The organism is Alicyclobacillus pomorum DSM 14955 (assembly GCF_000472905.1).
Classification (GTDB): Bacteria; Bacillota; Bacilli; order Alicyclobacillales; family Alicyclobacillaceae; genus Alicyclobacillus_A; species Alicyclobacillus_A pomorum.
Map to the genome: position 1 here is coordinate 20,434 of NZ_AXAR01000015.1, position 26,767 is coordinate 47,200.

At 45.9% G+C, this 26,767-nt stretch carries 20 protein-coding genes and 1 pseudogene; 11 read left to right on the forward strand and 10 right to left on the reverse strand.

Translation table 11 applies throughout. The annotated features are described in order from the left end of the window. Positions 1–322 precede the first annotated feature (322 nt). From YWK_RS0113970 to YWK_RS0114010, 6 genes are all read left to right on the forward strand, one after another. Complete coding sequence (locus tag YWK_RS0113970; RefSeq protein WP_026965295.1) at positions 323–1,072, forward strand: YheC/YheD family protein; 750 nt, start codon at positions 323–325, stop codon at positions 1,070–1,072. Positions 1,073–1,683: 611 nt separating this feature from the next. Continuing rightward, positions 1,684–2,931: an IS110 family RNA-guided transposase gene (locus tag YWK_RS0113975; RefSeq protein WP_026965296.1), complete on the forward strand. Its 1,248-nt coding sequence runs from the start codon at positions 1,684–1,686 to the stop codon at positions 2,929–2,931. A gap of 1,524 nt (positions 2,932–4,455) precedes the next feature. Next, positions 4,456–5,223, forward strand: a complete 768-nt coding sequence (locus tag YWK_RS0113990; protein WP_026965297.1) for a YheC/YheD family protein — start codon at positions 4,456–4,458, stop codon at positions 5,221–5,223. Positions 5,224–6,128: 905 nt separating this feature from the next. Continuing rightward, positions 6,129–6,260: a hypothetical protein gene (locus YWK_RS22700; RefSeq protein WP_281172257.1), complete on the forward strand. Its 132-nt coding sequence runs from the start codon at positions 6,129–6,131 to the stop codon at positions 6,258–6,260. 536 nt (positions 6,261–6,796) lie between these two features. After that, a complete protein-coding gene (locus tag YWK_RS0114005; RefSeq protein WP_026965298.1) occupies positions 6,797–7,966 on the forward strand; it encodes a KamA family radical SAM protein in 1,170 nt (389 codons plus the stop codon). 45 nt (positions 7,967–8,011) lie between these two features. Continuing rightward, a complete protein-coding gene (locus YWK_RS0114010) occupies positions 8,012–9,259 on the forward strand; it encodes a YheC/YheD family endospore coat-associated protein (protein ID WP_026965299.1) in 1,248 nt (415 codons plus the stop codon). 180 nt (positions 9,260–9,439) lie between these two features. Here the strand turns inward: YWK_RS0114010 and YWK_RS22895 are convergent. The 7 genes and pseudogenes from YWK_RS22895 to YWK_RS20055 all read right to left on the reverse strand — a co-directional run. Further along, positions 9,440–9,582: pseudogene (locus YWK_RS22895) on the reverse strand (IS256 family transposase); the annotation flags it as partial. A gap of 247 nt (positions 9,583–9,829) precedes the next feature. Continuing rightward, positions 9,830–10,555 (reverse strand): PhoH family protein, encoded by a 726-nt coding sequence (locus tag YWK_RS0114015; RefSeq protein WP_169727188.1) that lies wholly within the window; start codon positions 10,553–10,555, stop codon positions 9,830–9,832. Positions 10,556–10,898: 343 nt separating this feature from the next. Next, positions 10,899–11,642 carry a YheC/YheD family protein gene (locus YWK_RS0114020; protein WP_245578622.1) on the reverse strand — a complete coding sequence of 248 codons (744 nt, stop codon included), beginning with the start codon at positions 11,640–11,642 and terminating at the stop codon, positions 10,899–10,901. Between the two features lie 18 nt (positions 11,643–11,660). Beyond that, the gene (locus tag YWK_RS0114025) at positions 11,661–12,782 is read right to left on the reverse strand and encodes a 2-aminoethylphosphonate aminotransferase (RefSeq protein ID WP_026965302.1); all 1,122 of its coding nucleotides are present in this window, start codon (positions 12,780–12,782) and stop codon (positions 11,661–11,663) included. Next, positions 12,770–13,942, reverse strand: a complete 1,173-nt coding sequence (gene aepY / locus YWK_RS0114030; RefSeq protein ID WP_026965303.1) for a phosphonopyruvate decarboxylase — start codon at positions 13,940–13,942, stop codon at positions 12,770–12,772. The genes YWK_RS0114025 and aepY overlap by 13 nt, the downstream gene beginning before the upstream one ends. 21 nt (positions 13,943–13,963) lie before the next feature. After that, positions 13,964–14,839 carry a phosphoenolpyruvate mutase gene (gene aepX / locus YWK_RS0114035; protein WP_026965304.1) on the reverse strand — a complete coding sequence of 292 codons (876 nt, stop codon included), beginning with the start codon at positions 14,837–14,839 and terminating at the stop codon, positions 13,964–13,966. Positions 14,840–15,304: 465 nt separating this feature from the next. Beyond that, positions 15,305–15,841, reverse strand: coding sequence for a histidine phosphatase family protein (locus YWK_RS20055; protein WP_051375614.1), 537 nt, complete (start codon positions 15,839–15,841; stop codon positions 15,305–15,307). A 529-nt stretch (positions 15,842–16,370) separates the two neighbouring features. Here YWK_RS20055 and YWK_RS0114045 point away from each other — a divergent pair. Next, complete coding sequence (locus YWK_RS0114045; RefSeq protein ID WP_026965305.1) at positions 16,371–17,111, forward strand: YheC/YheD family protein; 741 nt, start codon at positions 16,371–16,373, stop codon at positions 17,109–17,111. Positions 17,112–17,115: 4 nt separating this feature from the next. After that, positions 17,116–17,865: a YheC/YheD family protein gene (locus tag YWK_RS0114050; RefSeq protein ID WP_026965306.1), complete on the forward strand. Its 750-nt coding sequence runs from the start codon at positions 17,116–17,118 to the stop codon at positions 17,863–17,865. A 268-nt stretch (positions 17,866–18,133) separates the two neighbouring features. Here the strand turns inward: YWK_RS0114050 and YWK_RS0114055 are convergent, their stop codons facing one another. Continuing rightward, on the reverse strand, positions 18,134–19,819 hold the full coding sequence (locus YWK_RS0114055; protein WP_026965307.1) for a long-chain fatty acid--CoA ligase: 1,686 nt from the start codon (positions 19,817–19,819) through the stop codon (positions 18,134–18,136). A 424-nt stretch (positions 19,820–20,243) separates the two neighbouring features. On the opposite strand from YWK_RS0114055, the gene YWK_RS20060 reads away from it, so the two are divergent. After that, complete coding sequence (locus tag YWK_RS20060) at positions 20,244–20,834, forward strand: acetate uptake transporter (protein WP_051375615.1); 591 nt, start codon at positions 20,244–20,246, stop codon at positions 20,832–20,834. Between the two features lie 213 nt (positions 20,835–21,047). On the opposite strand, the gene YWK_RS0114070 is transcribed toward YWK_RS20060, so the two are convergent. Together YWK_RS0114070 and acsA are read right to left on the reverse strand one after the other, a co-directional pair. Beyond that, on the reverse strand, positions 21,048–21,920 hold the full coding sequence (locus YWK_RS0114070) for a DUF1002 domain-containing protein (RefSeq protein ID WP_026965309.1): 873 nt from the start codon (positions 21,918–21,920) through the stop codon (positions 21,048–21,050). A 310-nt stretch (positions 21,921–22,230) separates the two neighbouring features. Continuing rightward, positions 22,231–23,943 (reverse strand): acetate--CoA ligase, encoded by a 1,713-nt coding sequence (acsA, locus tag YWK_RS0114075; protein ID WP_026965310.1) that lies wholly within the window; start codon positions 23,941–23,943, stop codon positions 22,231–22,233. Between the two features lie 874 nt (positions 23,944–24,817). Here acsA and YWK_RS0114085 point away from each other — a divergent pair. Both YWK_RS0114085 and YWK_RS0114090 read left to right on the forward strand, forming a co-directional pair. After that, positions 24,818–25,702 (forward strand): GAF domain-containing protein, encoded by an 885-nt coding sequence (locus YWK_RS0114085; RefSeq protein WP_026965312.1) that lies wholly within the window; start codon positions 24,818–24,820, stop codon positions 25,700–25,702. Positions 25,703–26,260: 558 nt separating this feature from the next. After that, positions 26,261–26,734, forward strand: coding sequence for a DUF1003 domain-containing protein (locus YWK_RS0114090; protein ID WP_245578623.1), 474 nt, complete (start codon positions 26,261–26,263; stop codon positions 26,732–26,734). Positions 26,735–26,767: the final 33 nt, after the last annotated feature.

The window sequence follows — 26,767 nt, forward strand, 5'->3', positions numbered from 1 at the left end:
CCTCACCCCTATGCAAAGCCTGGCTGAGCCATTGCCAAATAGTGTTTCCATACCTCCTGATGACAGCTCTTCCGCTTCCGCCAACACGGATAACGAAGGAAGAGCATGTACTACAGCTATAGGAGGTGCCGAATTCATCTCACGACCTGAAAGAGTTTAATCCATGCAATGCATGACTATTTGTGTGAGAGAGGCCTCACCATCTATCCCGAAAAACTTTCAGACGTAGACACTTTCCGAATCAAGCTTTTTGGAAATTGCTCGAAAGGTACCTTCTGAGAATAGGTATCTTTTGCGAAACTTAAGAAAAGGAAGATGGTCGATGAAAACGTTTTTCTGGTCCGGAAAATGGACAAAATTTCAGTTGATGAGAAGCTTTAAAGAACTGAGGGAACACTTACCGCAGACCCGAAGACTGACGAAAAAAGCCTTTACGGATCTGCTGGTCAAATACAGAGATATTGTTGTGAAACCCGATTTCGGAAGTCGTGGGGAGGGAGTATGTCGAATCTCTGAAGTAGGACAAGATTTGTATGTCATCCACATGGACAATATCCAGACAACTGTAACAGGGAAGGAAAAGGCGTATGAATCTGTGAGAAGCATGGGGAAAATGAGCAGCCACATCGTTCAGCGTCGGATTCCTCTGGCAACCATTGATGGCAGGCCGTTCGACCTCCGTGTCATTGTGCAGCGCAAAAAATTATCGGATGCGTGGAAAGTAACCGGGAAAGTTGCGAAAGTGGCAGGCGAAGGCTATATCGTCACGAATATCGAAAAGAGTAAAGGCTCCGTCCTCCCCCTGAAAACCGCACTCGAACGGTCATCACTCAAACACTGTTCCCGCCGAGCTCTAGTATCAGATATAAACAAAGTCTCCTTACTGTCAGCCGAGAGGCTTGGTAACACTGAACTATATTCGGATCAACGCGTTTTTGGAATGGATCTAGGATTGGATCAGGACGGCCATGTATGGGTGATTGAAGTGAACCTTGCGCCCCTGTTCTCCCACTTTCGTTACCTGAAGGACAAGACGATGTATCGTCGAATCATGGAATATGACAGGGGATAGACATGAAGAGAATCAGTGAATAGCTCTATTCACACATGAGAAACCTTTTCGATAAACCGGCGTGCAAGGCCGTTTCCAACTACTAGTGTTCAAGAGGAAATCCGCTCTACTCGTTGATTCTGAGCCTTGTTCAGTCTAGACTTCATAGTAACGCCTCCTTGTATATTAAGAGCAGCTATCAACTTGGTTTACATAAATCCAGGTTGTGGTTGCTCTTTTTAGATTTCTGGAGAGCGTAACCCCAGCAACACAGCCGAGACCCATTAGAAGTCCATCCACCGTGACTATCAAGTCACGTCACAGGGTGTTTACGACCTTGGGCTGACCTTGGGAAAATAGCCTTAGGTGTTTACCAAGGGGATGTTCCAATGCCTCCCGTTGCCCCTCGTTATAGGGTGTCTTCCGAGCGTAGAGTGTTCCCCTGGCCCCATGGAATAGACCTACACGCTGACTGTTTCCCGGTCAGTCATCCCTCCTGCCAGCAGAGGGAGGCTCGTGCACCGATGACGCCCGGTGTATTCCAATAGCTCGCAAGGCTGTCGTTCATGGGTTTCCCAGGGTCATCCCAAGGCCATAGACATCTGCATTCCAACCAAAGGAGGTGATTTTACATGTCCTCTCCATTGTTTGTCGGAATTGATGTAGGCAGCGAGTCCAACGTGGTTTGCTGTTTAACGAGGGACGATGAGAAGCGACCTGTTAGCCGATTCACTGTTACCAACAATCGTCCCGGCATTCTGGAGTTTCAGGATCGCATTACTAAGTTGGCTCAGCAGCTCCAGTCTGAAGAGATTCTTTTCGGTCTCGAACATACCGGCTGTTACTCAACTCATGCCGCAATGTATCTGCAACGTCACTTGGACTTCGGCGTTCCGCGTAAGGTGTACGTCTTCAATCCCAGTCTCATCCGGGAGTTTAAGAAGTCCCATTATCTGAGCGCCCCCAAGAACGACCGAGTGGATGCCTGGTTCATCGCAGCCAAACTTCGGACAGGCCTTCTCCCGCATCCGTTTATCTGGAGCGAACCGCTTATGGCGCTGCAACGCCTGACACGTGCTCGCTATCATCTGATGCAGGATCTGACTCGGGAAAGCAATTTCCTCATGACGAACCTGTTTCTCAAGTTCAGTGATTACTCCCTCACTGGACCCTTTCGTAGAAACAAGCTCTCTGCCACTTCGCTGGCCGTCATAGAGGAATTCGAATCCGTCGAGGAACTCGCTGAGATGCCCCTTGAGCGTCTTATTGACTTCCTTGTCGAGCATGGAAAGAATCGCTTCGACAATCCCGAGGTAGTCGCTCAGGCTTTGCAGAAGGCCGCTCGCTCTTCGTACCGGTTGCCGCAGTCCATGTCGGACTCGGTGAATCTTGCAATGGCTTCCAGCATTCGCATGATTCGAACGGCACAAGAGCAACTCAAGGCGCTGCGTAAAGGCATTGAGGATCACTTGGCAACGATCCCACAAACGCTTGATTCCATTCCCGGTATCGGTCCCATTTTCGCTTCTGGCATTGTGGCTGAACTAGACGTTAGCCAGTTCAGGAGCCACGCGGAAGCAGCAAAGTACACCGGGCTCGCTTGGACTGTTAACCAATCCGGGAAATTCACAGCAAACCGAACTCGACTCATTCTTTCTGGCAACCGCTATCTGAAGTACTACATGGTTGAAGCGGCCAACAGCGTCCGGGTGCACGACCCTGTTTTTGCCGAGTACTACGCCAAGAAGAAAGCGGAGCCCAAAGAATTTGCCGAGGGACGTGCCCTTGCGCTTACAGCCCGGAAACTGATGCGGGTGGTCTTCTATCTGCTAAAGACCAACCGACTCTACACTCCGGAGGTGATCCGACAAGAGGCATAACAGAAACGTGCTCGACACCAGGGCCACCAGTTCCTAGCTACAAAGGAAAAATGTGAAAAACCGGGTAGGGTGGGCTTAGTTGAGCATTGCCAAATTCGGCACCGCCTCCAAAAAAGCAGTGATTCAAAAGATATTATGTTGCCTTATGGTCTTGACATCGTACCGCTGCTCTACATCCGTTTAAGGGCTTTTGACCCGGCACACCCCCATCGTATCGAGGCGTTTATATTTGTACAAACTCTATTTCTTAACGTCTACAGGAATGTTCCCCCCCTCTTTCACATTCATCAAGCGAGAGGAAATTACATTCAAATGCACTTGCATGGGAAGTTGTTTTTCATCGGAAACCAACTATATCGCCAACCAGAGCGTTACGGACACAAGCCCGTGACCCTATTCTGGCACTGATAGGATGGATTTGACTATGTGATCTTAGTCGGATTTGTATTCGGAGGTGCAATCTAGGTGGAAAACCAGCGTACATAGTTGTCCACCTAGATTCAATCGGTCCCACAGATCAGCATGTATCATAGTCTAGAATTGGAATGGACGACTGTCTTATTTCATTTGCTAGATAGGTACAAGCCGTTGTTTTTGAACTGTGGTGGCATATATTAAAATTACCCATCGATGAACCACCAAAGCCATCATCGTGCATTCATCTCCCAATAAAACGCCCCCGTACCTAGGGGCGTTTTATTGTTTGCCTAATAGGTGTACGAGCCGTGTATTTCTATGATACAAGCCGTCTCACGACTGAATCTCCCGCCATACCCTATATTAACTTTAGTTTATAAGGAGGTGACTCAGAATGTCCTTTCGCGTTCGTCGAGCTGAAATTGCGTTTCTCGTGATTTTCGTCCTGTTCTTCGTTCTTTTCACCCCATTTGGCGAGTTTTAAGTACAAGCCCGATAAAACGTCCCTCTGTACGGGGACGTTTTATTGTTTGTCTAATAGGGGCGTACAAGCCGTGTATTTCTATGATACAAGCCGTCTCACGACTGAATCTCCCGCCATACCCTATATTAACTTCGGCTTATAAGGAGGTGACTCTGAATGTCAGATGGGTTCCGACTGCGTCGAGCTGAAATTGCGTTTCTCGTGATTTTTGTACTGTTCTTCATTCTTTTCCCGTTCTGTTGATAGGTACAAGCCCAATAAAACGTCCCCGTGCATAGGGGGCGTTTTATTGTTTGTCTAATAAGGGCGTACAAGCCGTGCATTTCTATGATACAAGCCGTCTCACGACTGAATTTCACGCCATACCCTAAATTAACTTTGGTTTAAAGAGTTGATGGTGATAACCCCTGCATAGTGAGCAATCCATGATGGGGCAATGGGTAGAAACACGAACGAAGCAGACACGACGGAGAAAGGAGGAGGGATATTTCTATGCCAAGGAAGTCCGTAAAAAAGCCGTCTGCATTCAATGCACTGAAGCAACATCTTGCGGGTAAAGGAAATGTTTTTGGGATTCTCGATATGTTAAAAAAGTCAATTCCGAGCAGGAGAGGAATGATGGTATGCCGTCGAATGGGGATCCGTCCAAATTGGAGCTTCACCGGTTGTATTCCAAGCATCCTCATCTGAGCAAGCATTTGCCGCCGACATCGAGTTTAAGTTCGAGTTCTCTGAAGCAATACTTGGACGATTATCGAGCGGTGTACATCAAGGGGAGCAATCAGCATACCGGGGCGGGCATTATAAAGGCAGTGAAAATGAAACATGGTTATCGCTTCGTGAAAGTGCGAGGTAAAGCGGTTGATGTGCAATCGTTCAAGGATCTATATGATAAGATCAAGGATGGAAGACCCCGTCGGTCCATCGTTGTCCAAAAAGCAATCGATTTGGCCAGCATTAACGGGAGGCCTTTCTCCATTCGTCTCATGCTGATGAAGGACGGAAAAGAAAAATGGCAATACGCGGGAATGCTGGCGAAAGTAGCGGGAAAAGGTAGCGTCATCACCAATGTTCGGCGCGGCGGAGGTTATGCCGCGACAGTCGATGATGCTTTGGCCCAATCTTTAGGCTACGGCCGAAAACGGATCGAGAAAGTGAAACGGAAGCTGATCAGCATTGGTTTTGAGATTGTTCGTCATGCAACGAAAAACGGTTACCGAACTCATGAAAGTGGAATAGATTTATGCGTGGACAAAAAGGGATATATATGGATTATTGAAGTAAACCTTTTATATCCTTCGTACGGACTGTTTAATCGGCTCCAAGATAAAACATTCTACCGCAGGATTAAAAGTTTGGCAGCCGCTTACAGAAAGCATTCAAACAGCTAACGGAACGATATTGAGGAACGGCAAATAATTTTGCACTTTCTGCAGTTGAAAAAAAGATAAAGATCGCTTCTCATCGGAATTTAAGATAATGGCGGTCTTTCGTACGAGCATTGGCTGGTATCTTTCAAGTCCGAGAGTTTTCCCTGGTAGGGCATTGACGCGGATTCTCTAGGTCCATACCGTGTTCGCTTAAAAAGATTTGTAAATGTTTGACCAATAGCACTGGATACGGAGCGGATCCAGGACCAAATGGGGTTCTTAGCTGTGCAGGTTGACGCAACTCCAATTCTGAAAGCCCGCTTAAAAAAGGGCGAATACCTAGGTATCTTCAGCTCGAACTTGGCCGGCAATTGGTGCACCCGAGATGGCTATCTTCTCTAGTCTGATAACCTCAATTACATTATCATCCTCTTAATATTACTGATACCCTTGGTATCTGGGTGGGACAAATGTATCGTGGCGGTATCTGTCCAACGGCATTTGTACAAAATTTTCACATGAAACCAGGTGTTCTTTACCCTACCACCGTGATACCGCGGTCCCGCTTTGGTACAGTACCTTCATACATGCGGACGGAGCGGCCTCCTGAGCGACCGTTTTGGTTCTCTACGCCGTGTGTGCTGCCTCCAAATCGCACTCCATCGAATTCGGCGGGACCGCAGACTACCAACACACTCAAACCCGCTTGCGAATAAAACTGAACACGAAAAACATCAACAGAATGAAGACAACCAGAAATACGACAATGCAGCGTACGATGAAGGACATATCCATCGGCGGTGACCCCTCCTTGGGTGCTCGCGTTATCGTTCACATCATCGGGTACTACCTACTATTCATAACAATGAACGAGCTGTGCAGCTCATTTCTCAGAACTTTATTTAGCGTATGGAGGGAAATTCATCGTGAGACGGCTTGCACGGAGAGTCCACGACATCGTGGGTTGCATTGACAAGTCAGGCGTTCGTGAACTGAGCGGAGTCAGTCATCTTCTGGCCGAGTCTGCGTATCAGTTTCGCAAATTCCTGTGGTGTTAGTGATTGCTGCGGAGTCGTCATTCCGCGCTACGTCGCTGCCATGAGTATGGTGGCAGCACTCGTAATCGGTTCACCCACTCCCACGACGACATCACCAATCGTGACGATGGTAGTCTATAGATGACATTGTCGACTGGCCAGCTTATGTTCCATGGTAATGACCACTGTTCTTTCCTCCCGTATACTTTGTCTCCGCGCCCTCTACCGGCTCTCTGTTCGGCCCAGATCACGTACTGTCTCCAAGGCGCACTCAGAACAACTTAACTGAGCAGGTTTGTTTATGGGATTTCATAGAGCAGGATTTGAATTCTCTGATGGCCTTCTGAATCGTCGTCTGAACCCGCTCATACATGTCCAGCAGCTGCTGTAACTCCCACTTGTCCTCATCAAGTCCGATGATTACCAACGCTGCGACTGGCCAGCTCAAAGAGCTCGATTGCCCTCCTGAGACCTCAATGTAGGTGGTTGGCCGTATCAATCCCACCGCATACCGAATTAAATACGGTATCGGCTACAAAACGGGAGGTGTCCGTGTTATGCCTGCAAAATATCTTACGAACTTAGATAAAATCCCCAATTTAACCGAAGGCGAAAAGGAAACATTGAAACACGTCACTGAAAAGTACGTTTTTCGTGTTAATGACTATTATTTAAGCCTGATTGACTGGTCGGATCCTGATGATCCATTGCGGAGACTAGTGATACCAGACTCGAGTGAACTTCTCGAATACGGTCGTTGGGATGCTTCTGATGAAGACACAAACTACGTTGTCAAGGGTTGCCAGCATAAATACAAAACTACAGCCCTGTTGATCGTCTCAGAGGTATGTGGGGCATACTGTCGATTTTGTTTTAGAAAACGATTGTTTCGCTCAGACGTTAAAGAAGCGATGTCTGACGTTCGAGAAGGTCTTGATTACATCGAACGAACCCCTGAAATTAACAATGTCCTACTCACAGGTGGCGACCCATTAGCGTTAGCAACCAACAAGCTTCGTATGATTATTGAAAGGCTAAGGTCAATCGAACATGTCAAGATTATACGAATCGGTTCCAAAATGCTTGTATTCAATCCCATGAGAATCTACGAAGACCAAGAGCTTCTCGATTTGATTCGCCAAAATTCTACAGAAGAGAAGCGAATCTACATTATGGCCCACGTTAACCATCCAAGAGAAATAACTAAGGAAGCCAGAAAGTGTTTCAAAGCCCTACACGATGCAGGGGCTATCGTTGTCAATCAAACACCTGTGCTGAAAGGCATCAATGATGACCCAGCCGTACTTGGTGAATTGCTTGATCAACTGTCTTGGGCTGGGGTTACACCGTATTACTTCTTTGTTAACAGACCCGTTGCCGGAAACAGCGGATTTGTGCTCACACTTGAAGAAGTGTATCGAATCGTTGAGCAAGCAAAATCAAGAACTTCAGGTCTAGGTAAGCGTGTCAAGCTTTGTATGAGCCATACTTCCGGAAAAATCGAGATTCTTGCGGTTGACAATGGAAAGGCTTATCTGAAGTATCATCAGTCGAGAAACGAGGAGTATGGAGAATTTTTGATTTTGGACTGTCCAAAAGGTGCCACATGGTTTGATGATTTGCCAGGTAACGAACAGTATTGGACGAAGCCTGTTAAGAAAGCGGAAGATGTCATATCCGTCAACAAGATGCCAGATATTCCACAGAAGAATAATAGATTAGGCTAAAACCGCTATTGTCATTCGACCCAAATACAATGAGGGGTGCTTATAGTGGATAAAAAAGGTGTAAATTCTAGATCACGTAAGCCAATTGTCGGTGTACTCGTAGCCAATACAATGACCCGGCTATTAAATGCACAAAATCGTCGCTTTTGGTCTTACATCCGATTTGCGATGCTTGTCAAAGCAAATAAGGAAGCAAAGGATACCGTCTACATTTTTTCACCAGAAGATGTAAATTTATCTCGTGAAAGAGTAAGAGGGACGTATTTCAATACAGCAAAAAGGAGATGGGAAAAGAAAGATTTTCCGCTCCCAGATGTATTATATGTTCGAGGTGGTGTGAGGCACGGGGCTTCGTTTAGAAATATTCTGAAAGAATTCCGGAGAATGGGCATCAAAAGAATTAACCCTATATACGCATTCGATAAATGGGATCTTTATCAAAAATTAAGTCAAGACGAAAACGTACGCCCATTTTTACCCTATACCGAGCGTCTTGAAAATATAGATGACTTAAAAAACGTACTCCAAAATCGAAATGAAATCTATATAAAGGGGTGTCGTGGAAGTCGCGGAAAGACGGTTATGCGAGTTGTTAAACTACCCCAAGGCGGTTATGAGTACAGCTATTTTGGAGAGAAATTGGTTCGTAAAGAAGTGAATAATATAGAAGATCTATTGCTTGCTGTAAGAACATTTTTGGGGTCCCGAAGAATTATTGTTCAGCAGGCGATTGATTTATTAAGAGCAGATCAAGATAGTATTGTAGACTTTCGTGCTGAGGTGCAGAGAAACAAAAAAGGTGAAATAGAAATTGTCGGAATTCCCATTCGCGTTGGACAACGCCATTCCCCCATTACTATTCATTCTTCCGCATTTAAATTTGACGATTATTTAGGTAAATTATTGCCTCAGTATTCGTCAAGTCAGCTCGATGGACTGAAAGATAAAATAAGGAATTTTTTAGTATCTGTATATTCAAGTGTTGAAAAAGCGTATGGGAAGTTTGGTGAAATTGGTATAGACTTCGGTTTGGATAGAGACGGAGCTATATGGTTGATCGAATGTAACGCTAAATCTGCAAAAGTTTCGATAAGAAAAGCCTATGGTACAGAAACGCTACGAAAAACTTATTTAAATCCTTTACAATATGCAAAGATATTGGCACGAAAATCGAGTCCATCTCGCGTTCGCACTAGAAAGTATGCCAAGAAACGAACACTTGACAGGCGAACTATAGGTAAAGTGGCCGCGTACAAGACAAATCAATATTCGAGGAAGACTGCTAGGCAGTAACTGTACTTGCCTTTTTTACAGATTTCTCGATATAGGACAGCATCGGCACAAGGAATGGTGATTGTCAATAGCCAATGTATTTTTGCCAAAAGTGGTCAGTTAATACCCTTAATGAGGGCCTTATCGTGCTCTTCGCAGATTTTGGTGATGGCCTTTTCCGTATTATATTTTTCTCTGGATCTATGCTCGATGTACACCTTTGTGGAATATTTGGATCAGCATGGGGATTTGGCGAAATCCCTTTGCGGTCCGGAATTTTTCTCAGCCTCGAGGAGGCCTGCCACAGCCCATCGCAGTACCTACGTACCATTCTGCCAGCGCTTCGGCTGGCCATCCGACTTTTGCATTGTCCCAGATTTGCAGTGCAGGGACATTCGTCGTCATGAGCTTCAAAGATATTGGGCTTGCAGGGATATTTCTGTGTCGCCTTCGGATACTTTTAATGGGACTTCTGGCGCGTGTACGTAGTGTCCAATCAACTCATGATCTTCGTGCCGCAAACGCCTTCCACGTGCTTACCGGACCCCCACTGTTCAGCTTCAATAACCACAAGCTTTTTTCGATACTTTTCTAAATCTCCTCCAAACTTGTCCAGATTTCGTCCGCGTGGCGGCTAATTTCGCCGCGGTAGTCGTTAATAAGAGTACATGTAACTGCCCACGGCTTCTTGCTCATGTGATACGCGAAGGCTTGAAAAACGTTGTAGTCCAAGCGTTTACTACGCCAATGCTTCTTGTTGTCTTGTTGCCCGGAGTGGCCGATGATGACCACTCTGCAATTTGATGTGTGGACTCGCGTAATACAGAGTAGCATGTCTTCGATTTCACGTGCGTTCTGAGCCTCGTCAATGATAACGAATGCATCCTCAATGTTAGTTCCGCGCATAGCCCGGTCAGTTATGAGTTCGATGTGCCCGTTATTCCTTAACTGAATGTACTGGTATTCCGAAATCCCCAGCTCCGTCAAAGAATCGAGGAATGGTTGATACAGGCCACGTTCTTTCTCTTCCGGGGTCGCATTTCCCGGCAGAAATCCTTCCTTGAGGAAGCGGTCATCGACATAGCGAACATATATAAGCTTCTGACATTCGTTCTTAGACAAACCCTCTAACCCAACCATTACTGCGATTGTCGTTTTGCCTGTCCCAGATTTTGCATCACAGAAAGTAACTGGGGTGGCTCGCATGGACTTCGCGTAAGCCCGTTGGTGCTCGTCCATTACCGAATACAGGTTAGTCTCAATCTTAAGCATACTCAACGGATCTGTGCATGCTTGCTGCTGTTGCCTTTTCCCCATCAGGCTCATCCTCTCGTATGCGCTACATTCGGCCATGACTGTAACTTTTCTCCCAGTAACCTACACCTCTTGTAATCAGTCTGGCGTTCATTCAATATTGTTGTTCGCAGTGTACCTATTCTTTGAAGGTACTGTCTGTAAACCAAGATATTAAACATCGGGTCAGACATGCTATATTCACCTCCCAAACTTGCTGTATCTGCTGCTACGGTTCAAAAATGGAGCCAGGACAACGAGGTTTTTGAAATGTTTCCGTATATTCGTAATTGCACCGACGCAGGATTATTGGATGAACCTACGTGTACCACAGATTCGTCACGATTAGATAGAAGAGATATGTTTTTTATCGAATTGCTAACCCTTTATGTTTCAAAATTCGACGATACATTGTCCGGTCCTTGAGTTTACGGAAATGGGAAAGCATTGGTTTTAAATTCGCTTCAATGATCCAAACGCGACCTTCCTGATCTAGTCCCATATCAAATCCAAAAATACGTTGGTTTGAATATAATTTTCTTTTACTCAGTATCCTGGCTGATAGTAAAGCAACCGTCTCTATTTCAGATAGTAAGGACCGCCGGGAATGCAGTTTTATTGAAGAACTTTGAATGGCGGTTTTCACCGGAAGCACAGTACCTCCGCTTCTTGTAATGTTAGTGACGACGTAACCTTTACCTGCCACTTTGGCAACTTTACCGGTCACTTTCCATGAATCGGATTTTCCTCTGCGCTGCACGATAACCCGTATATCAAAAGGATGGTCGTTGACTTTAGCCAGATGAACCCGGCGTTGAACGATGTAGCTGCGAGACTCGATCTTCCCGTTTAAATAATCGAATACCTCTTTCTTCCCGTGTACAAATGTTCTTATCTTCTCACAGTGTATTAGGTATTCGTCATGGCCTACCGAAGATAGTCGAAACACCCCTGCCCCGCGACTGCCGTAGACAGGTTTAAGGATTACATCACCATATTGGTTCATACACTTCCATAAAGCTTTTTGCGTGAACAATCGCGTTTTCGGTATATGAGGCCTTAGCCCTTCAGATCCACTCATGAACGTGTACTTTGTCCATTTGCTGCGCATGTACGACGTACTCATCGATCACCCTTCTTTCACAAGGAAGTCTATACTCCAAAGGTACTTTCCAAGCACCTCCAAAAACTCTTCAATATCTTTGCAAGTAATATCTCCGATATTCGCGATTCGGAAAGTTGGTAACTCCTCAAGTTTACCTGGGTAGATCGTGAAGCCTCTCTCGTAAAAATAGTCGTGCATGACATGAAAATCGTAGCCGTCGCACTTCGGCTCAACGATGGAAGTAACGAGCTTGGAATGATGTTCCACAGGCACGATATGTTTTAATCCCAATCGCTGAATACCGCTAATCAAACCTTCCCATGATTTTACATATCTTGCATATCTCCCTTCTATACCCTCCTGCTTTAATTCCACTATCGCTTGCTGGAGTGCGTAAAAGGTCTGTACGGGCGGGGTGAACCTCATTTGTCGAGTTTCCGAAAAATACTTATATTGAGCATACAGATTGAGATAGTAGTTCTTTGGTTTCTGTTCACCCAAGCTTTCCAATCTCCGTTTATTTGCGATGACAAAGGAGATCCCAGGCAATCCTTGAAGGTTTTTATTGGAGCTTGCCGCCAAGTAACTTATATTCATTTCCTTCGTCCGGATGGGAATGGCCGCGAATGAACTGATAGCGTCCACAATCAGATCAATCTGATACCTTCTGCATGTCTCCCCGATGGATTCAATGTCGTTCAACAGGCCGGTCGTCGTCTCATGATGAACTACAGCGAGATAGGATATTTTGCTGTGGAATTTCTTAATGAAAGTTTCCAACTCTTCACAGTCTATTGGAGTTTGCGGCGAGCTTGTGAATTCATAAAAATTCAGCCCATACACGTTCGCAATTTCACACATGCGCTTCCCGTAAGCTCCATTATTGATGATAATCACAGCATCTTTACCCACTACAGAGCTTAATATGGACTCCACCGCTGCTGTGCCTGAACCGCCGAACATGACGGTGGCGTAATGTTCCGGTTCGGCAACCAAACGGGTCAGCTCTTCGGCGATGTGTTCCATCAGACGCCCAAATTCCTTTTCACGTGGGCAAATATCTGGGACCACTTGAGCGAATTTCACGCAATCCGTAGTAGTCGCAGGACCGGGTGTAAGTAATATGTTTCTTTTTACGGTTCGCATCCTTGTTCTTCTCCTTTAGTCCTAAGAGAGTTGTTCCCTATAAACAGTTGTAACCGCTCCTTGACTTCATGAGGTTTCATTTTCGGACGACCGAGCTGTGTGCTGGAACCTTTCACAATGTTCATATGAAGAAAGGTCAATCCACCTGTTTTTTTCCATTCATTGATGTGATGTTCTAACTCGTTAACAGAGTGAATATAAATCGATTTCTCATACCCGCAGGATGCGGCAATTTCAACGAAATTTACATTATGGGAGACCGTACTCTGTCCTCCCGTCGAATCGTGAGCCTGATTATCCAGAAGAATATGAAGCATGTTAGGCGGGCTGTAGTACCCATTTGTTGCCAAACTCCCCATGCGCATTAAGAGAGAGCCGTCCCCGTCGATAACGACGACATCCAGATGGTCTTTGCTTAGTGCCAAGCCGAGTCCGAGAGAGCTGACGCACCCTAAGGAACCGACCATATATAAATTATTGCAGGTATCTTCAATCTCGTATAATTCCCGCCCCGTTTTTCCCGTGGTGGCGAGCTGCACCGTTTTACCATCTTTTAACCTATTAATGACCGCCAACACGTCATTTCGGTTGGGTAGCTGATCCGCTGTATTTTTCAGGATTTTGACTCGGTTCCGATGAGAGGAGAGTTCTTGCTTTTGCAGGTCTTCCGTTTCGAACGTCCCGTGTCTGACCACGAAGAAAAAAGGCTGGTTGCAATCAATATACCGGCTTGCCTCCAGCAGCTGCCGCTTCGCTTCCTCCAACTCATAAGACAAATACATCCATCTGACCTGCATCAATTCCAGCAGTTGCGTTGTAATTCGCCCCATCAGTTCATGCTGCGGTTCATCGGGAACGCCCGGTTCCCCCCGAAGGCTGACGAACCCGAGAACGGGAAGCCGGAACGGATAATTGAGAGACACTAAAGGGGAGACGGCGTTTGCCAGTCCAGAATTTTGCATTAAGGCAACCGGCTTTTTCCCTCCTAAATAAGCACCCGCGGCAATGGCGACCGCGTCTCCTTCGTTCACTGCCGCAACGTAGTCGCGCTCATTGATGGCATAGTTGATCAAATCTTTCAAATAGGAGCACGGAACCCCTGTGTAAAATGTGAACCCCAATTTTTGCAGTTCTCTTCCGAATGTTTTCGTATTTAACACAACTGATCACCCTTACTTTGATTACTTTGAAGGAAGATACTTTTTTTCCGCCTCTTGAAGCTCATCGACTCTTTGTAGCCGGAAAATTTCTTCAAGGGAGGCCACCCTGCCTTCTACGTTGATAAGGCTTTCATCCTGGAAAATTTGCTTGGATATCTTTTGAATCGCATCAATAGATGCCCGCAAATTATGGTTTGCCCAGATTGCAACACTTACCCCTAATTCCATAAAACGGTTGGTCGGAGTCGTATGATATTTTGTAGGCACAATAACCACCGGCAGTCTTCCGTTCCATTCTTTCATAAAAGCTTCAATTTCAGTGACGTCTGATTTGTTGCTGTGTATAAGAACGGCGTCCGTGCCTGCTTGCCGATAAGCCTCCGCACGTCGCAGCGCCTCCTTCAAGCCCAAGCCCGCTATAAAAGCTTCCACTCTCGTCACGACCACAAAATCTTCGTCATGTTGCGTGTCCTTCATCGCTTTAATCTTGCCGCAAAATTCATCGATATCGGCGAGCGGTTGGGATTTGCTATTAATGAACGAGTTCGTTTTCGGAAACAGCTTATCTTCGATGCATGCGCCCGCGATATTGCGTTGCTCCAATTTTTTAACGAGCCGTCTTGCATTATTGAAATTGCCGTATCCAGTATCTCCGTCCAGTAAAATTGGAATGGATGTGGCGTCGCTCATAAATTCCAAAACGTCCAGCACCTGAGTCCAGGAAGCCTCATTGTTGTCTCTGACCCCCAGGCTCGCGGAAATAGATAAACCGCTGGCCCAAATCCCTTTAAAACCTGCTTCCTCCACAATTGTTGCCGACAGCCCGTTATGGGCTTCCATTAAAAACTCCAGATGTTGCGAGTGGATTAAAGTTTTTAACTGAGATGTCTTTTTCATTGAAATACCTCCTGTAGCACCAAATCGTCGACTTGAATTCGCGTCAAGATGGTGTTGGCTTAGAAACCTATAATATTTAATGTTTATCCGGGAAATATGGTCTTCGGTCGAGAAACCTGACCTTCTTCCGTATACGGATTTGTACACCTTATGTGAGAGTGTTACAGAGGAGACAGGCTTATCTACTGATTAATTCGTGGATTTTCTTTGCTATAAAAATAACGCCTAGACAACGCTTAGGCGCTCGTGACGGGCAAAATTACAAAAAGGGTTATTTGCCCAGACAAACAAGATGTAATAATACCCTTGTTTTTGTCTCGAAGAAGACTGCGAAGGTCGAAGCTTTGCATAGACCGGAACCCAACGATGGCAACCGTTGAGAGCTTCAATATCATTTCCAATTAGGAATGCTTCGATTTAGAAGGGAGGGGAAAATAGATAATCTAGTGAAAAGACGGCATATTTTTATTTCTTAAGGGGAATTACAGATACCTTATCACCAATCAGCAATTTTTGTGGTTTCTGACTAAATATGATACCTTTCGGTGTTTTCTTGAGTATCCAAATCACATCGAACCTGTCATTCGGCCAGTGATTCGGGACTTGATTGATATTAATGGGTTTAAACTCTTTCGTCAAAAACGGAATCTTATGGTGATGCCAGCAGATGAGAACCGTTTTCCCACTGTACTCTGGGTTTGTCCTAATAAACTTTACCATCTTTTGAATTTCATCTTTCGAATTGAAATAGGTTGTTAGAATGGGTAGATTTAAAAACTTCGATAGTGGGGTAATGGTTTCGATGACTCTTATACTTTGTCTATCTGGCCCGATACTGGGGGCATATAATACGTCGATTTTTTTGAATTTTAAGGGTATCAGCGTTGCTAACTTACCCGCCCGTTCATATCCTTTTGGCATTTGTAGATTCCTATTATTTTTGTTTTGTGATTTTTCTCCATGACGGATGATAATGATTCGCGAGGGTTCCATGGTGGCCAATTCGTAGTCTCCTCCATCCCAGTAAGCAGTGATGTGTCATCATATTCAATGTGGAGGAAAAAGGAAAAGACTTATGCCGGACAAACGAGTTTAATTCAGAAGGTCGCCAACGGCTAAGCTTAAAGCTTCCACTTGTCGCTAATTTGTTTACACCACAGCCGGAGCGCTCACCCTCTCCTTCCCTAGCCCTACATAGTACCTTCCACCGTGAACCAAGACGACAGGGATCAATATGGATTTGGATTAGTGGTCATCACCATTCGGAATGCGTTCAAACGCCATACATGACCTGTTCCTGTGTTTCTAACCAAATAACATGGTAGCTTGTAGACATTCACCGCAGGCGTTTTTTGTTTGATATTAAAAATGTAGGTGGTTGTCCATTTCAACCACACCGCATTCCGAATTAACTACGGTATCGGCGACAAAACGTACGCAAAACGTGGAGGTATCACTGTTATGTCAAATTACATTACTGAATCGTCAACCGCAAAGCAGATGCCTTTGGTACTAAAGTGGAGCTGAGTTTATGAAGCATACCGTCATCCGCAGCAAAATGAAAAAGGGAAAACCTCTCATGGATGATCCGATGATTTCGGTTTATGTACCGGAAACACACTGGTTTCATGTTACAAGCCTCCAAAGCATGCTCCGCACGTATTCTACCGTGTATATCAAACCAGATAAAGGTAGAAGAGGAAACGGAGTAATTCGGGTAAAAAAGCTGAACGATTCGGAAAGTGAGATTTCGTATAGACAGACATCTCAAAGGTGCTCTACGAAAAAACTAATTGTGGAACTCAAAAAGATACTGCATCCCAAAAAGGAGTACATCATTCAGCAGGGTATTGATTTGGCAACCTATCACCATCGTCCATTTGATGTACGTGTTGTACTACAAAAGCCTTTGAACCGGTGGCATCTTACCTGGATCAGTGCAAAAGTCGCACCCCGAAAAACTTCCGTTGTCACCAATGTGTCAAAAGGAGCAAAGGACGTGAAAATAATCAAGACGTTACAAGGATTAGATCAACCTTTGAACGTGTTTGAGGTTCAGCGGGAATTAATAGACATCTCATATCAAATGGCTCAAATATTGGGCTCTCATTTTCCCTTTAATATCGTCGGTTTAGATATGGGTATCGATAAGCATGGTAAAATATGGTTTATCGAAGCGAATACCAAACCGGATTTCAAAGGTTTGAGAAAACTGGATCGAAATCAGTATCGAAGATATCTAGAAGCAAAAAGATTGATCGGCAAAAGGTGATCTTATGTCAATTAAGAAACACCAGGTTAAAAGCAAGTTAGCGGTTGCTTACCAGCTCATGCACACACCTGAGGTTGAAGGCCATATTCCTGAAACGGAACTGCTATACGAAAATTCGTTCAAACGCATGATGAAAAAACATGGTAAGGCCTACATCAAGCCCGATCGGGGAAGAAAATCCAGGGGAGTAATGCAGGTAGAAAGGTTAAAGGATAACCGATTCAAAATAAGGCAAGGATCCGACATGGAATATGTAGATTCACATGAGCTATGGACAAAAATCAAGGACCTGACAAGAGACAGGAGGTATCTCATTCAACAGGCTATAGACAGTGTGACGAAGGATCGGAGGCACTTTGATCTTCGTTGCCATGTACTGAGAATCAACGGTAAATGGAAGATTGGCGGTATTTGTGGAAGGTTGGGGAAACGGGGTAGTGTTGTGACAACATCTCATGCCGGCGGTACCCCAACGCTCATCAAAACACTCTTTACCCGACATTTAAGGTATTCCCGAAGAGAAACATCGGATATGATTCAGAAAGTAGAGAAATGTGTCGTCAAAACCGTTAACAATGTAAGTCGAATGTATCCAAATCTTAAAGAGTACGCCGTAGACATAGGAATTGACCCCAAGAAGCGGATATGGATTTACGAGGTGAATATTGAACCGCTAATTAGGGGCAATTTTAAATTGTTACCTGATAAAACTCTGTATCGAAGAATTCGATACATGAGGAAGACTGCAAAGTAAATATCTCAACGAACAGGTTTGTAACGCTAGCTCTAGGTTGTGTAAACTCCCAATCTCCGATAGGCAGTAGAAGATTGGGAGGGGACAGAGAATCGCTTTGGTTTCAAAGGAGTAGGTGCGGCAGTTCATAAGAGATAACAACCTCAAATCCATGGATGACGTACTGGCAGTCCTGAGAGTTGGTGCGCGCTAGCACTATGCAAGAGATGCTGGACGCGGAGTCTGAGGCAGAGCTTGGCTATGCCAAAATAGAAGTTCTTCCGGTAAATTAAAGCTTGTTTTCCCCTGTTTTCTGCATCGCCTCCGCTTGCAATTGACGCCAGAGGATTTTACCACTTCCAGACATCGGTAAGCTGTCAACAAATTCAACAATTCGTGGATACTTGTACGCGGCCATCTGCGACTTCGCCCAGTCAATGATGTCCCTTTCCGTCAAAGCACCACGTCTGTCCGGGTGTAACACGACGAGGGCCTTGACCGTTTGGCCGCGTCGTTCGTCAGGTACGCCGATGACGCATACCTGCTCGATGTCTGGGTGCTTGTAAAGTATGGACTCCACCTCGGTGGGCCACACTTTGAAGCCTGCTACGTTAATCATGCGTTTGGCGCGATCGACAATGAAAAAGTAGCCGTCTTCGTCGTAATATCCGACGTCCCCTGTCCGAAAGAACACTTCTCCCTCAATATCGACAAACGCCTTTGCATCTTCATCCGGTCGGTTCCAATATCCCTTGAACACCTGCGGACCGCGAACAACAATCTCGCCCTCTTCCCGCACACCAAGTTCAGCCAAGGTCTCTGGATGTACAACGCGTGCGTCGACGTCAAACGTAGGAATTCCCGCGCATTGCGCCTTCGCCCGATGGTCTGGGTTCACGTGTGATGTCGACATGGTTTCGGTTAATCCATATCCTTCGATGTAATCAATGCCCAGGATGTCTCTGCACTTTTCAGCAATGGCAGCCGGAACCGACGCACCACCGCCACCGATGTAACAAAGAGAGGACAAGGCGTAGTGACGAAGATTGGGAGTGTTTAAGAAATCAATCAACATCGTAGAAATGCACTTCCAGTGCGAACACTGATAGCGTTGTATCATTGCAGCCGCCACTTCTCGATCCCATCGCGTCATAAGGACAATGGTCGCACCACAAAAAATCGGTGCGTTCATCGAGTGCTCCATCCCCGTGACATGGAACAACGGCAAGGCACTCAAGACCACTGAATCGGTCGTCAAGCCCGACCAAAGTGCACCGCCTACGATGTTAGCCTGAGTTGTGCTGTGCGTGTGGATGCAGCCTTTCGCAATCCCGGTTGTGCCCGACGTGTACGGCAGCACCGCGATGTCGTTCGCCCCGGCATGACTTGGCCCTGGAGTGTACCCAGACGCTAAGGCGTCCGTCCAAGCCGTAACCATCTCCGCTATGTCAGGTGGTATCGGTGCAGCCGCCCTGGCGACCACATTTGGAAGGGACCATGATCCGTCTTGCAGGGCATAATCGCTGTATGCCGCCACCACCACATGACGCAGGTGATGAAAGAGAGGTTGCACGTACTGTAGCAGCTCTTGGCCGGCTACGATGACTGTCGCGCCGCTATCACGCAGGTAAAGATCAAGTTCTGCAGTGAGGGTCATCGGATTCATAGGCACGACCACTGCGTCAATGCGCAGGATGGCGTAATACGCAATGATATATTGGGGTGAGTTCTGGAGGTACAGTGCAACGCGCTGGCCTGCCTTCACCCCCAACGCCACTTGCAAGTATCCCGCGAACGCCTCCACTTGGTGCCACAGAAATGCGTACGAAATTGTTCTTCCGTAATAGTAAATCGCTGTCTTATCAGGGTAACGACGCGCCGTCACGGCTAAATTATCGTGGACCGGGGTAACAGGCAACGTGAGAGAGTGCGGCAGTCCTTTCGGCCAGAATTGCAAGTGGCTCGTTATCTTCATTTGTATTCATACCAACCTTTGCCACTCTTGCCTCCCCACTGTGATCCCGTTGGAGCAGACCCAACAACAGTGATACTACGACTTTCTCTCCTCATGCTTTCGCCCTCCCACTTCGATGTATGAAGGCAAGCCCATGCCCCTGTGCAAAGCGATGGTCGCTTCGTGAAGGCGTCAAAATCTGTCGGTTTCACGTTCGACATTATGTTTATAATAAAATATTATGATAACTTTCCGAGGCCAACCATGTCAAATCTATCTGAAAACACCTTCTTGACAGCGCTTACATTCCACATGTATGATTCGACTTATCAGATGATTCAGAACAGATGTCCGGAGGGTTACAGCGTTTCCTCTCGTGTTGCTCTGCACCGTATGTTCGCGCTGCAATCTTGCGCACTGTTCACACGTGAAAAGGAGAATGAGTATGAGTGAGAAGAGCAAGTTCCCTGATCCCGGCATCTTAGGACTATCCGCGTTTGTCGTCTCGCAGGCTTTATTGAACATTCCCAATACCCATCTTGTTCCGGCTTTGGCCACTCCCCTGTTTGTCACGGTCACTCTTGTTTTTGGCGGCGGTATTCAGCTTCTATGTGCCCTATTCGAGTACTTGCGCGGCAACCAGTTTAGCATGATTATTTTTGGAACCTTCGGCGCCTTCTTTATATCACTGAGTCTATTCGTCCTATGGGAGTTAAACGGAACGCTGAAGTTCGGTAACGCTGCCGCTCCAGCACTGGGAACATTCCTTCTCGTGTGGACCATCATAGCGCTGGTCTATACCGTCGCCGTCTTCCGTGAGGACAAAACGCTTGGTTGGATGTTCGTCTTTGTTGATCTGGCTTTTATAGGCGGTACGCTGTCAAACCTAGTTGGCTTGAACAGTGCGTTTGGGGGTTGGGCGGGGATTATCTCCTGCGTCATTGGTTTGTACCAGATTTGGTGCGGCTTAATGGCAATCACCAACAAGAGTCCCGTTGAGGTTGTGGAAGCAACACGAGTTGTCGCGGCGGAGTAAGACCTAGCAATGCTGACCCATGGATTGATGTGCGAAGGGCAAACAGCGAAGCGGACACCTTGTCAAGAAACAGGCCGTGTTTGAGGCGGATATGGGGAATGTCAATACTCCATCTAGCGCAATAAGGGGAGGCCTTTCGGCTACCCCTTATTGCATTACGACACCCTTTTGCAATGACCTTGTGCGCTTCATTACGCAAATCACCCGTTGCTATTACCCAAACAACTGTTTAAAGAGCCCAGCAATCGCAAGGATGATGTCGTGGAAAAATTGAACAATCGCATTTGCTTGTTTAGGGTGATTGTGAATAAATTGATTCAAACTGTCTCGGACATTGAGTGCTTCTTTGGAAACCGCGTCCCAGTTGATATGCAATCCGTTAATCTTTTTTAACAAATCGACCAAAGAATTGATTTGGCTGTCATTCAATTGAATGCCCATTTGGTTTGCAACTTCTGAAATCAAATTCCGATATTGATCGTCGGTTTGCGGATGCTCTTGCGACAGCTTGGTTTTCAACTCGTTCACGAAAGCTGCCGCCTTATCTGGGTTGCCAATTTGCTGCCCGAGTTGTGCCGTTTGTACGACTTCTTGGTTTGCTACGTCCTTTCGGGTGGGATCCAGTTGATGACCAGTCGCCACTTCAAATGCTTTGGTAATCCCCGCAAGCGCGGCAGTCCCCGAGACAGGGAAAGGCGCTTCCACCGTCACATCGGCATCTTTGACACCTGCTGTGAGAAGGGCGTTTGAATACATGCTTGCACTTACCCATGTAATGTTCTTTGTCGACACGCGAATCCCGTAACCCGGCGATTGAAACACAATCAAACTAGACGAAATGGCTCGGGTACCAATGAGCGCATCGGAAACAATTCCGTGTAACGCCTGCTCTTCGTCCGCATGGGTTACAGTGATAACTTTATCTGAGCTGGTTTTGGAAAAATCCGATTCGATTTGTTGTCTTTGAGCGCTCGTGAGATCGTTCCCCAATGTGATGATTCGATCCCCGGCCGCAACATCAGCAAAAACAGGATGAGGAAACAAAAGACTAGCTAAAACACCAATAGCAACGACTTGTTTTTTCATGTTGCTCCACTCTCATTTCGTGTTCCCGCTCACGCTCTGACGGGTCAATCCAATGTTACAAAGAAACCGCGTTTTCTCCAACTGACACAAGGTGATGAAATCCTGAGAATGAGCGAGTATTCGTGAGAAAAGCCTTAAGTACGCTGGAGTTCAACAAGTACAATTCCAAAAACGTTCGTTATTGGAACGTAATGAAGCCATTACGTCGACTCCGGAAGAAACACAATCCAATGATGTATGATTCGAGATCTCCTCCGAGGACTTGCCCGCAATGCTCCATAAGGGGCATTGCGCTGCAAGGTACTCACTCTTAATCCTCAAGGGTGGATAAATCTCCAGCGGGTAAACCTAGTTCCCAAGCTTTTAAAACGCGGCGCATAATCTTTCCCGAACGAGTTTTTGGAAGTTTTTCTTTATATTCTATAAGACGTGGTGCAGCATGGGCGGCTAATCTTTGTTTCACAAATTGCGATATTTCATTGGTTAGTTCTTCACTCGGTTCGTATCCGGCGCGAAGCGTGATAAAAGCTTTCACAATTTCGCCACGAACGGGATCAGGAACTCCGATGACTCCTGCTTCTGCCACCGCAGGATGTTCAACAAGTTTGCTTTCCACTTCGAAAGGACCTACGCGTTCACCTGAAGTATTAATGACGTCATCAACGCGTCCCTCGAACCAAAAATAGCCGTCCTCATCCTGATAAGCAGAATCGCCCGAAATAAACCAGCCATTGAGAAAATAAGACTGGTACTTTTCTTCGTTCCCCCAAACTTTGCGCATCATCGACGGCCAGCCGGGCTTAATCGCCAGATTTCCCATCCGGCTAGGAGGCAAAACATTTCCTTCATCATCAACGATAGCCATCTCCACGCCAGGCAGAGGCTTACCCATTGAACCAGGGCGAATCGACATATTTCGGTAGTTCGCACAGATGGTAGAACCCGTTTCTGTCATCCACCAGTTATCATGAATGCGATGCCCCAAGACGTCTAATCCCCAATGAATCACTTCGGGGTTTAACGGTTCACCGGCAGACAGAATATGACGCAGAGAACTTAAATCAAACTTCCTGGGAAGGTCATTTCCTTGAGCCATCAACATTCGAAAAGCTGTAGGCGCACTGAACCAAACATTGACCTTGTATTTTTCCAATGTCGCGTACCAGTCTTCAGGTTTAAAACGCCCACCGCGGCAAACCAATGTGACTCCGTGGAGCAAAGGAGCCAAGATGCCAGCGGATGTTCCGGTTACCCAACCCGGGTCAGCTGTACACCAATACACATCCCCCGGACGTAGATCGTAAACATATTTACCAGCAATATACATTTGAACCATCGCATAATGCACATGGAGGATACCTTTCGGTTTGCCAGTGGAACCGGATGTATAAAACAAGGCCATGCCTTCTTCTTTATCCATCCACTCGATGGTATAGGCATCAGACTCGCTTAACATCCTATTGTAGGAAACCTCTTTCGTAGAGCCGGAAGTTTCCCCCAATACGATGATATACTTTAATTCTGCAATTTCAGAATCTAGAATGCGCTTTCGAAGTTCGTCTGTAGTAACAATGGCCGCGGCTCCACTGTCTAGAAGACGGTCTTTTAGTGCCTCTTCCATAAAGGCTTCAAAAAGAGGACCAACAATGGCACCGATACGAAGAATACCTAACATAGCGACAATGAGTTCAGGGCTTCTCGGCATGAAAAGAAAGACGCGATCTCCTTTTTGGATTCCTAATTTTTTTAAACCAGTTGCAAATCGACAAGAAAGCTCTTGTAACTGCTTGTATGTGTAGCTTTCATCACGGTTTCCATCAGTAAAATATAACGCAATTTGCTCCCCACGCCCCTCATCGACATGACGGTCAATTGCTTCATAAACAATGTTTACTTTACCTGTAGAGCTCCACGTAAAGCATTTTTCAATTTCCTTCCAATCAAAAGTTGATTTTGTTTCTTCGTAACTTCTTAAATTTGCACTTTCATCCAGTGGGAAGATGATTTCGAATGTTGTCTGCATAAGAATTCCCTCTCCCTGTAACAGCGTCTACTTATCAAACCATTGTTATATAACAGCATTATGAGGTTTGTCTGTATTTTTTGCAAGTTTAAGCATCGGGAAACTCACTCGGATGGCACAACGATTGCCAACCATCGGATCCCATGCCGATTTCGTCGATACCGAGTTTACATCCACCCTTCACAAAACACACAATATTGCGAAATATATATACGAAATGGATTGCTCACTTGTTTCCCCGACAAATTGTAACACGCGTGCGGCTAAGTGCATGATATGAAGCTCATTGCCCAAACGCTTTCTGCGTAACGAGCATAGTACTGGATTGTCCACTTGAATCCTGTGCGGTGGCCAATCAAAAGCTGCGAGAAGGTGTAGTGATGCATGAAAACAATGTAAACAAGATGAAGCCCTGGACAACCATCGCAACACCCTGGGGATGGGGAATCAAACACCGAAAGGAGAAATACTATTCGAAAATTATCATCGGCCCTCATGAAATCGACTTAACATCGCTAGGGTTTCAATGCGAAATTTACAGTGACGGAATAAAATTTATCCCGTTAAAACCAGAAGAACAAATTTGATGCAAGTCATGAAAGGCGGTTACTGATGAAGGTGCCCCCCGCTGACAATATGGATCCATCCTCTTTGTCAGTGACCGCCGTTTCCGCTTCCAGTGTGTACGTTCATGACATATTCAATTGCGTCCTTTCGCGATTCAAAGCAAGTCCGCTGTGGCTTGGGATGCACACTTGTGGATCTGCGATTGGACTTCTTCGCGATGACTTGAAAGCATACCATGAAAACGCTATGTTTGATGTATTACAAAAATACTCATCATCGATCCCGTGTTTGCGAGAGGATGAGTCGATTGCACGAGATCATTGGACAAGCATGGGAACACCTCGGGAAATACGGAACTGCAGTTGCGTTGCTGTGCATCTGTATACTGATTTTGTTCATTGTGATGATGTCCATCGTCCGGCATAAACGTGGTGACGAAATCGAACTTGATTTCAAAATAACGAAGGTGACTTTAAAACCGAACTCAGAGATTCGACGCCTGGAAACTGCATTACAGAAACTTACTACCGAGTATGAAACGGTGAGCAGGGACTCTCGTCACAAAGTGGCTGTACTGAATTTCCTCGACCAAGTTGGACAGAACGCACAAATGGTACTCCAAACAGTTTTATCTGGTGCATCCGAAAATTCAACGGAACAAGAGATGCGTAACTATTTCGATCAAGCATTGTCATTTATACTGCATATCATTGAGTACTCCGTGAGAGATGGTAAGAGCGGCCTTTCGCGCATTGCCATATTTGTACCAGACGACAGCAACGAAAATCTCGTGATGTTAAAAGGGTTGGGATACTCTCCTCAGGGTCAATCAAATTTGACTCTCCCAATGGAAAGTTCATTTGCTGGGGGGGCATTTAGGAACAAAGAGGTTTATCACACAGGAGACATACTGTCACTCACCGGTGGATTTGTAAAACTCGACCAGCAGCGGCACAGCTATCATTCACTTGTATGTGTACCCATCATGTGGCTGGGAAATCCTTTGGGTGTTCTGAATGTAGATTGCGCTGAAAAGGATGCGTTTTCCGCTGATGACGCAGATGTCATCAAATTTTTCGCCAACCAGCTTGCTTTACTTCTGTTTGCTCGTAACATAGAATTCGAAATAAATAAGGTGAAATCGACGTCTGCAGCGACCGATGTGAAAGGAGCCGGGTCAAGTGGCACGTAATACGACCAAGCAACGACGCCAAAATCATTCTCCGTCTCCCATGAATCAATACTACGCTGGGCAAATTACTGCTCAGGAATATGTAGAAATCATTTCCCGTTCTTTGACAGCTGACAATACCCGCAGGGCCTCCGAAAAGAGAGTCAAACGCATACTTAAAGTGTTGGAGCATACGGTATAGGTCAGAAAACAATTCGCCCCCGCTTCTCCTAAGGTAGCCATCGTCCATAACGCCTCTTTAGATTCGGGTTAAAAAGCCCGTCTGCTTTCGACAAAAAACATAGAAATGTTTTCTCGCCCCCTCGTTAGTCCATTCCGACTCGTCATCCCGACGCGCTACACATCCGCCTTCTTTCAGGAATGTGGTGATCCATTGTTCATCGGCTTCAACCGTAATAACTCGGCGTAAGAACGCACAACATAACGCTGAACAACAAGCCATGTCGTGGGAACGGGAAGCAGATGAGGAAAAAATACTTTGTTAAACCTCAAGACGTATTGGGAAGTGATGCAAACGCCCTGGGAAGTTATCAAAGGTTGCAGGGATTTGACATTCCAATGAATGAAGATAGTGTGAAGCGAATCGACCGATTGGTAAACGAATACGAAAAGCACATTATGGCCCATCTCAATGACGAGTATTTGCGCAAAACGACTTGGGCTGACCGACTCGCAGACCGAATCGCGCAACTGGGTGGTAGTTGGAAGTTCATCATTGGAATGGCGTTTTTCCTTGCCTTCTGGATGATCTGGAATTCGGTAAATTTCACTCCTCACTTTGACCCCCCACCGTTCATCCTGCTTAATTTGATTCTTTCTTGTACTGCCGCGTTCCAAGCACCAATCATTATGATGAGTCAAAACCGACAGGCAGCCCGTGACAAACACGAGGCAGTCATTAGTTTTGCCATCAATTACAAAGCAGAAGCCGAAATTGACGATGTGCAAAGTCATTTGCACCGCATTGATGGGAAATTGTTTGCGATAGAGTCCATGCTCATGCAACTGACTTCGCAAAAGGACAAGTCGTAGTTTAGATGATGTGCCGTTTGGTTTTCCTATGCA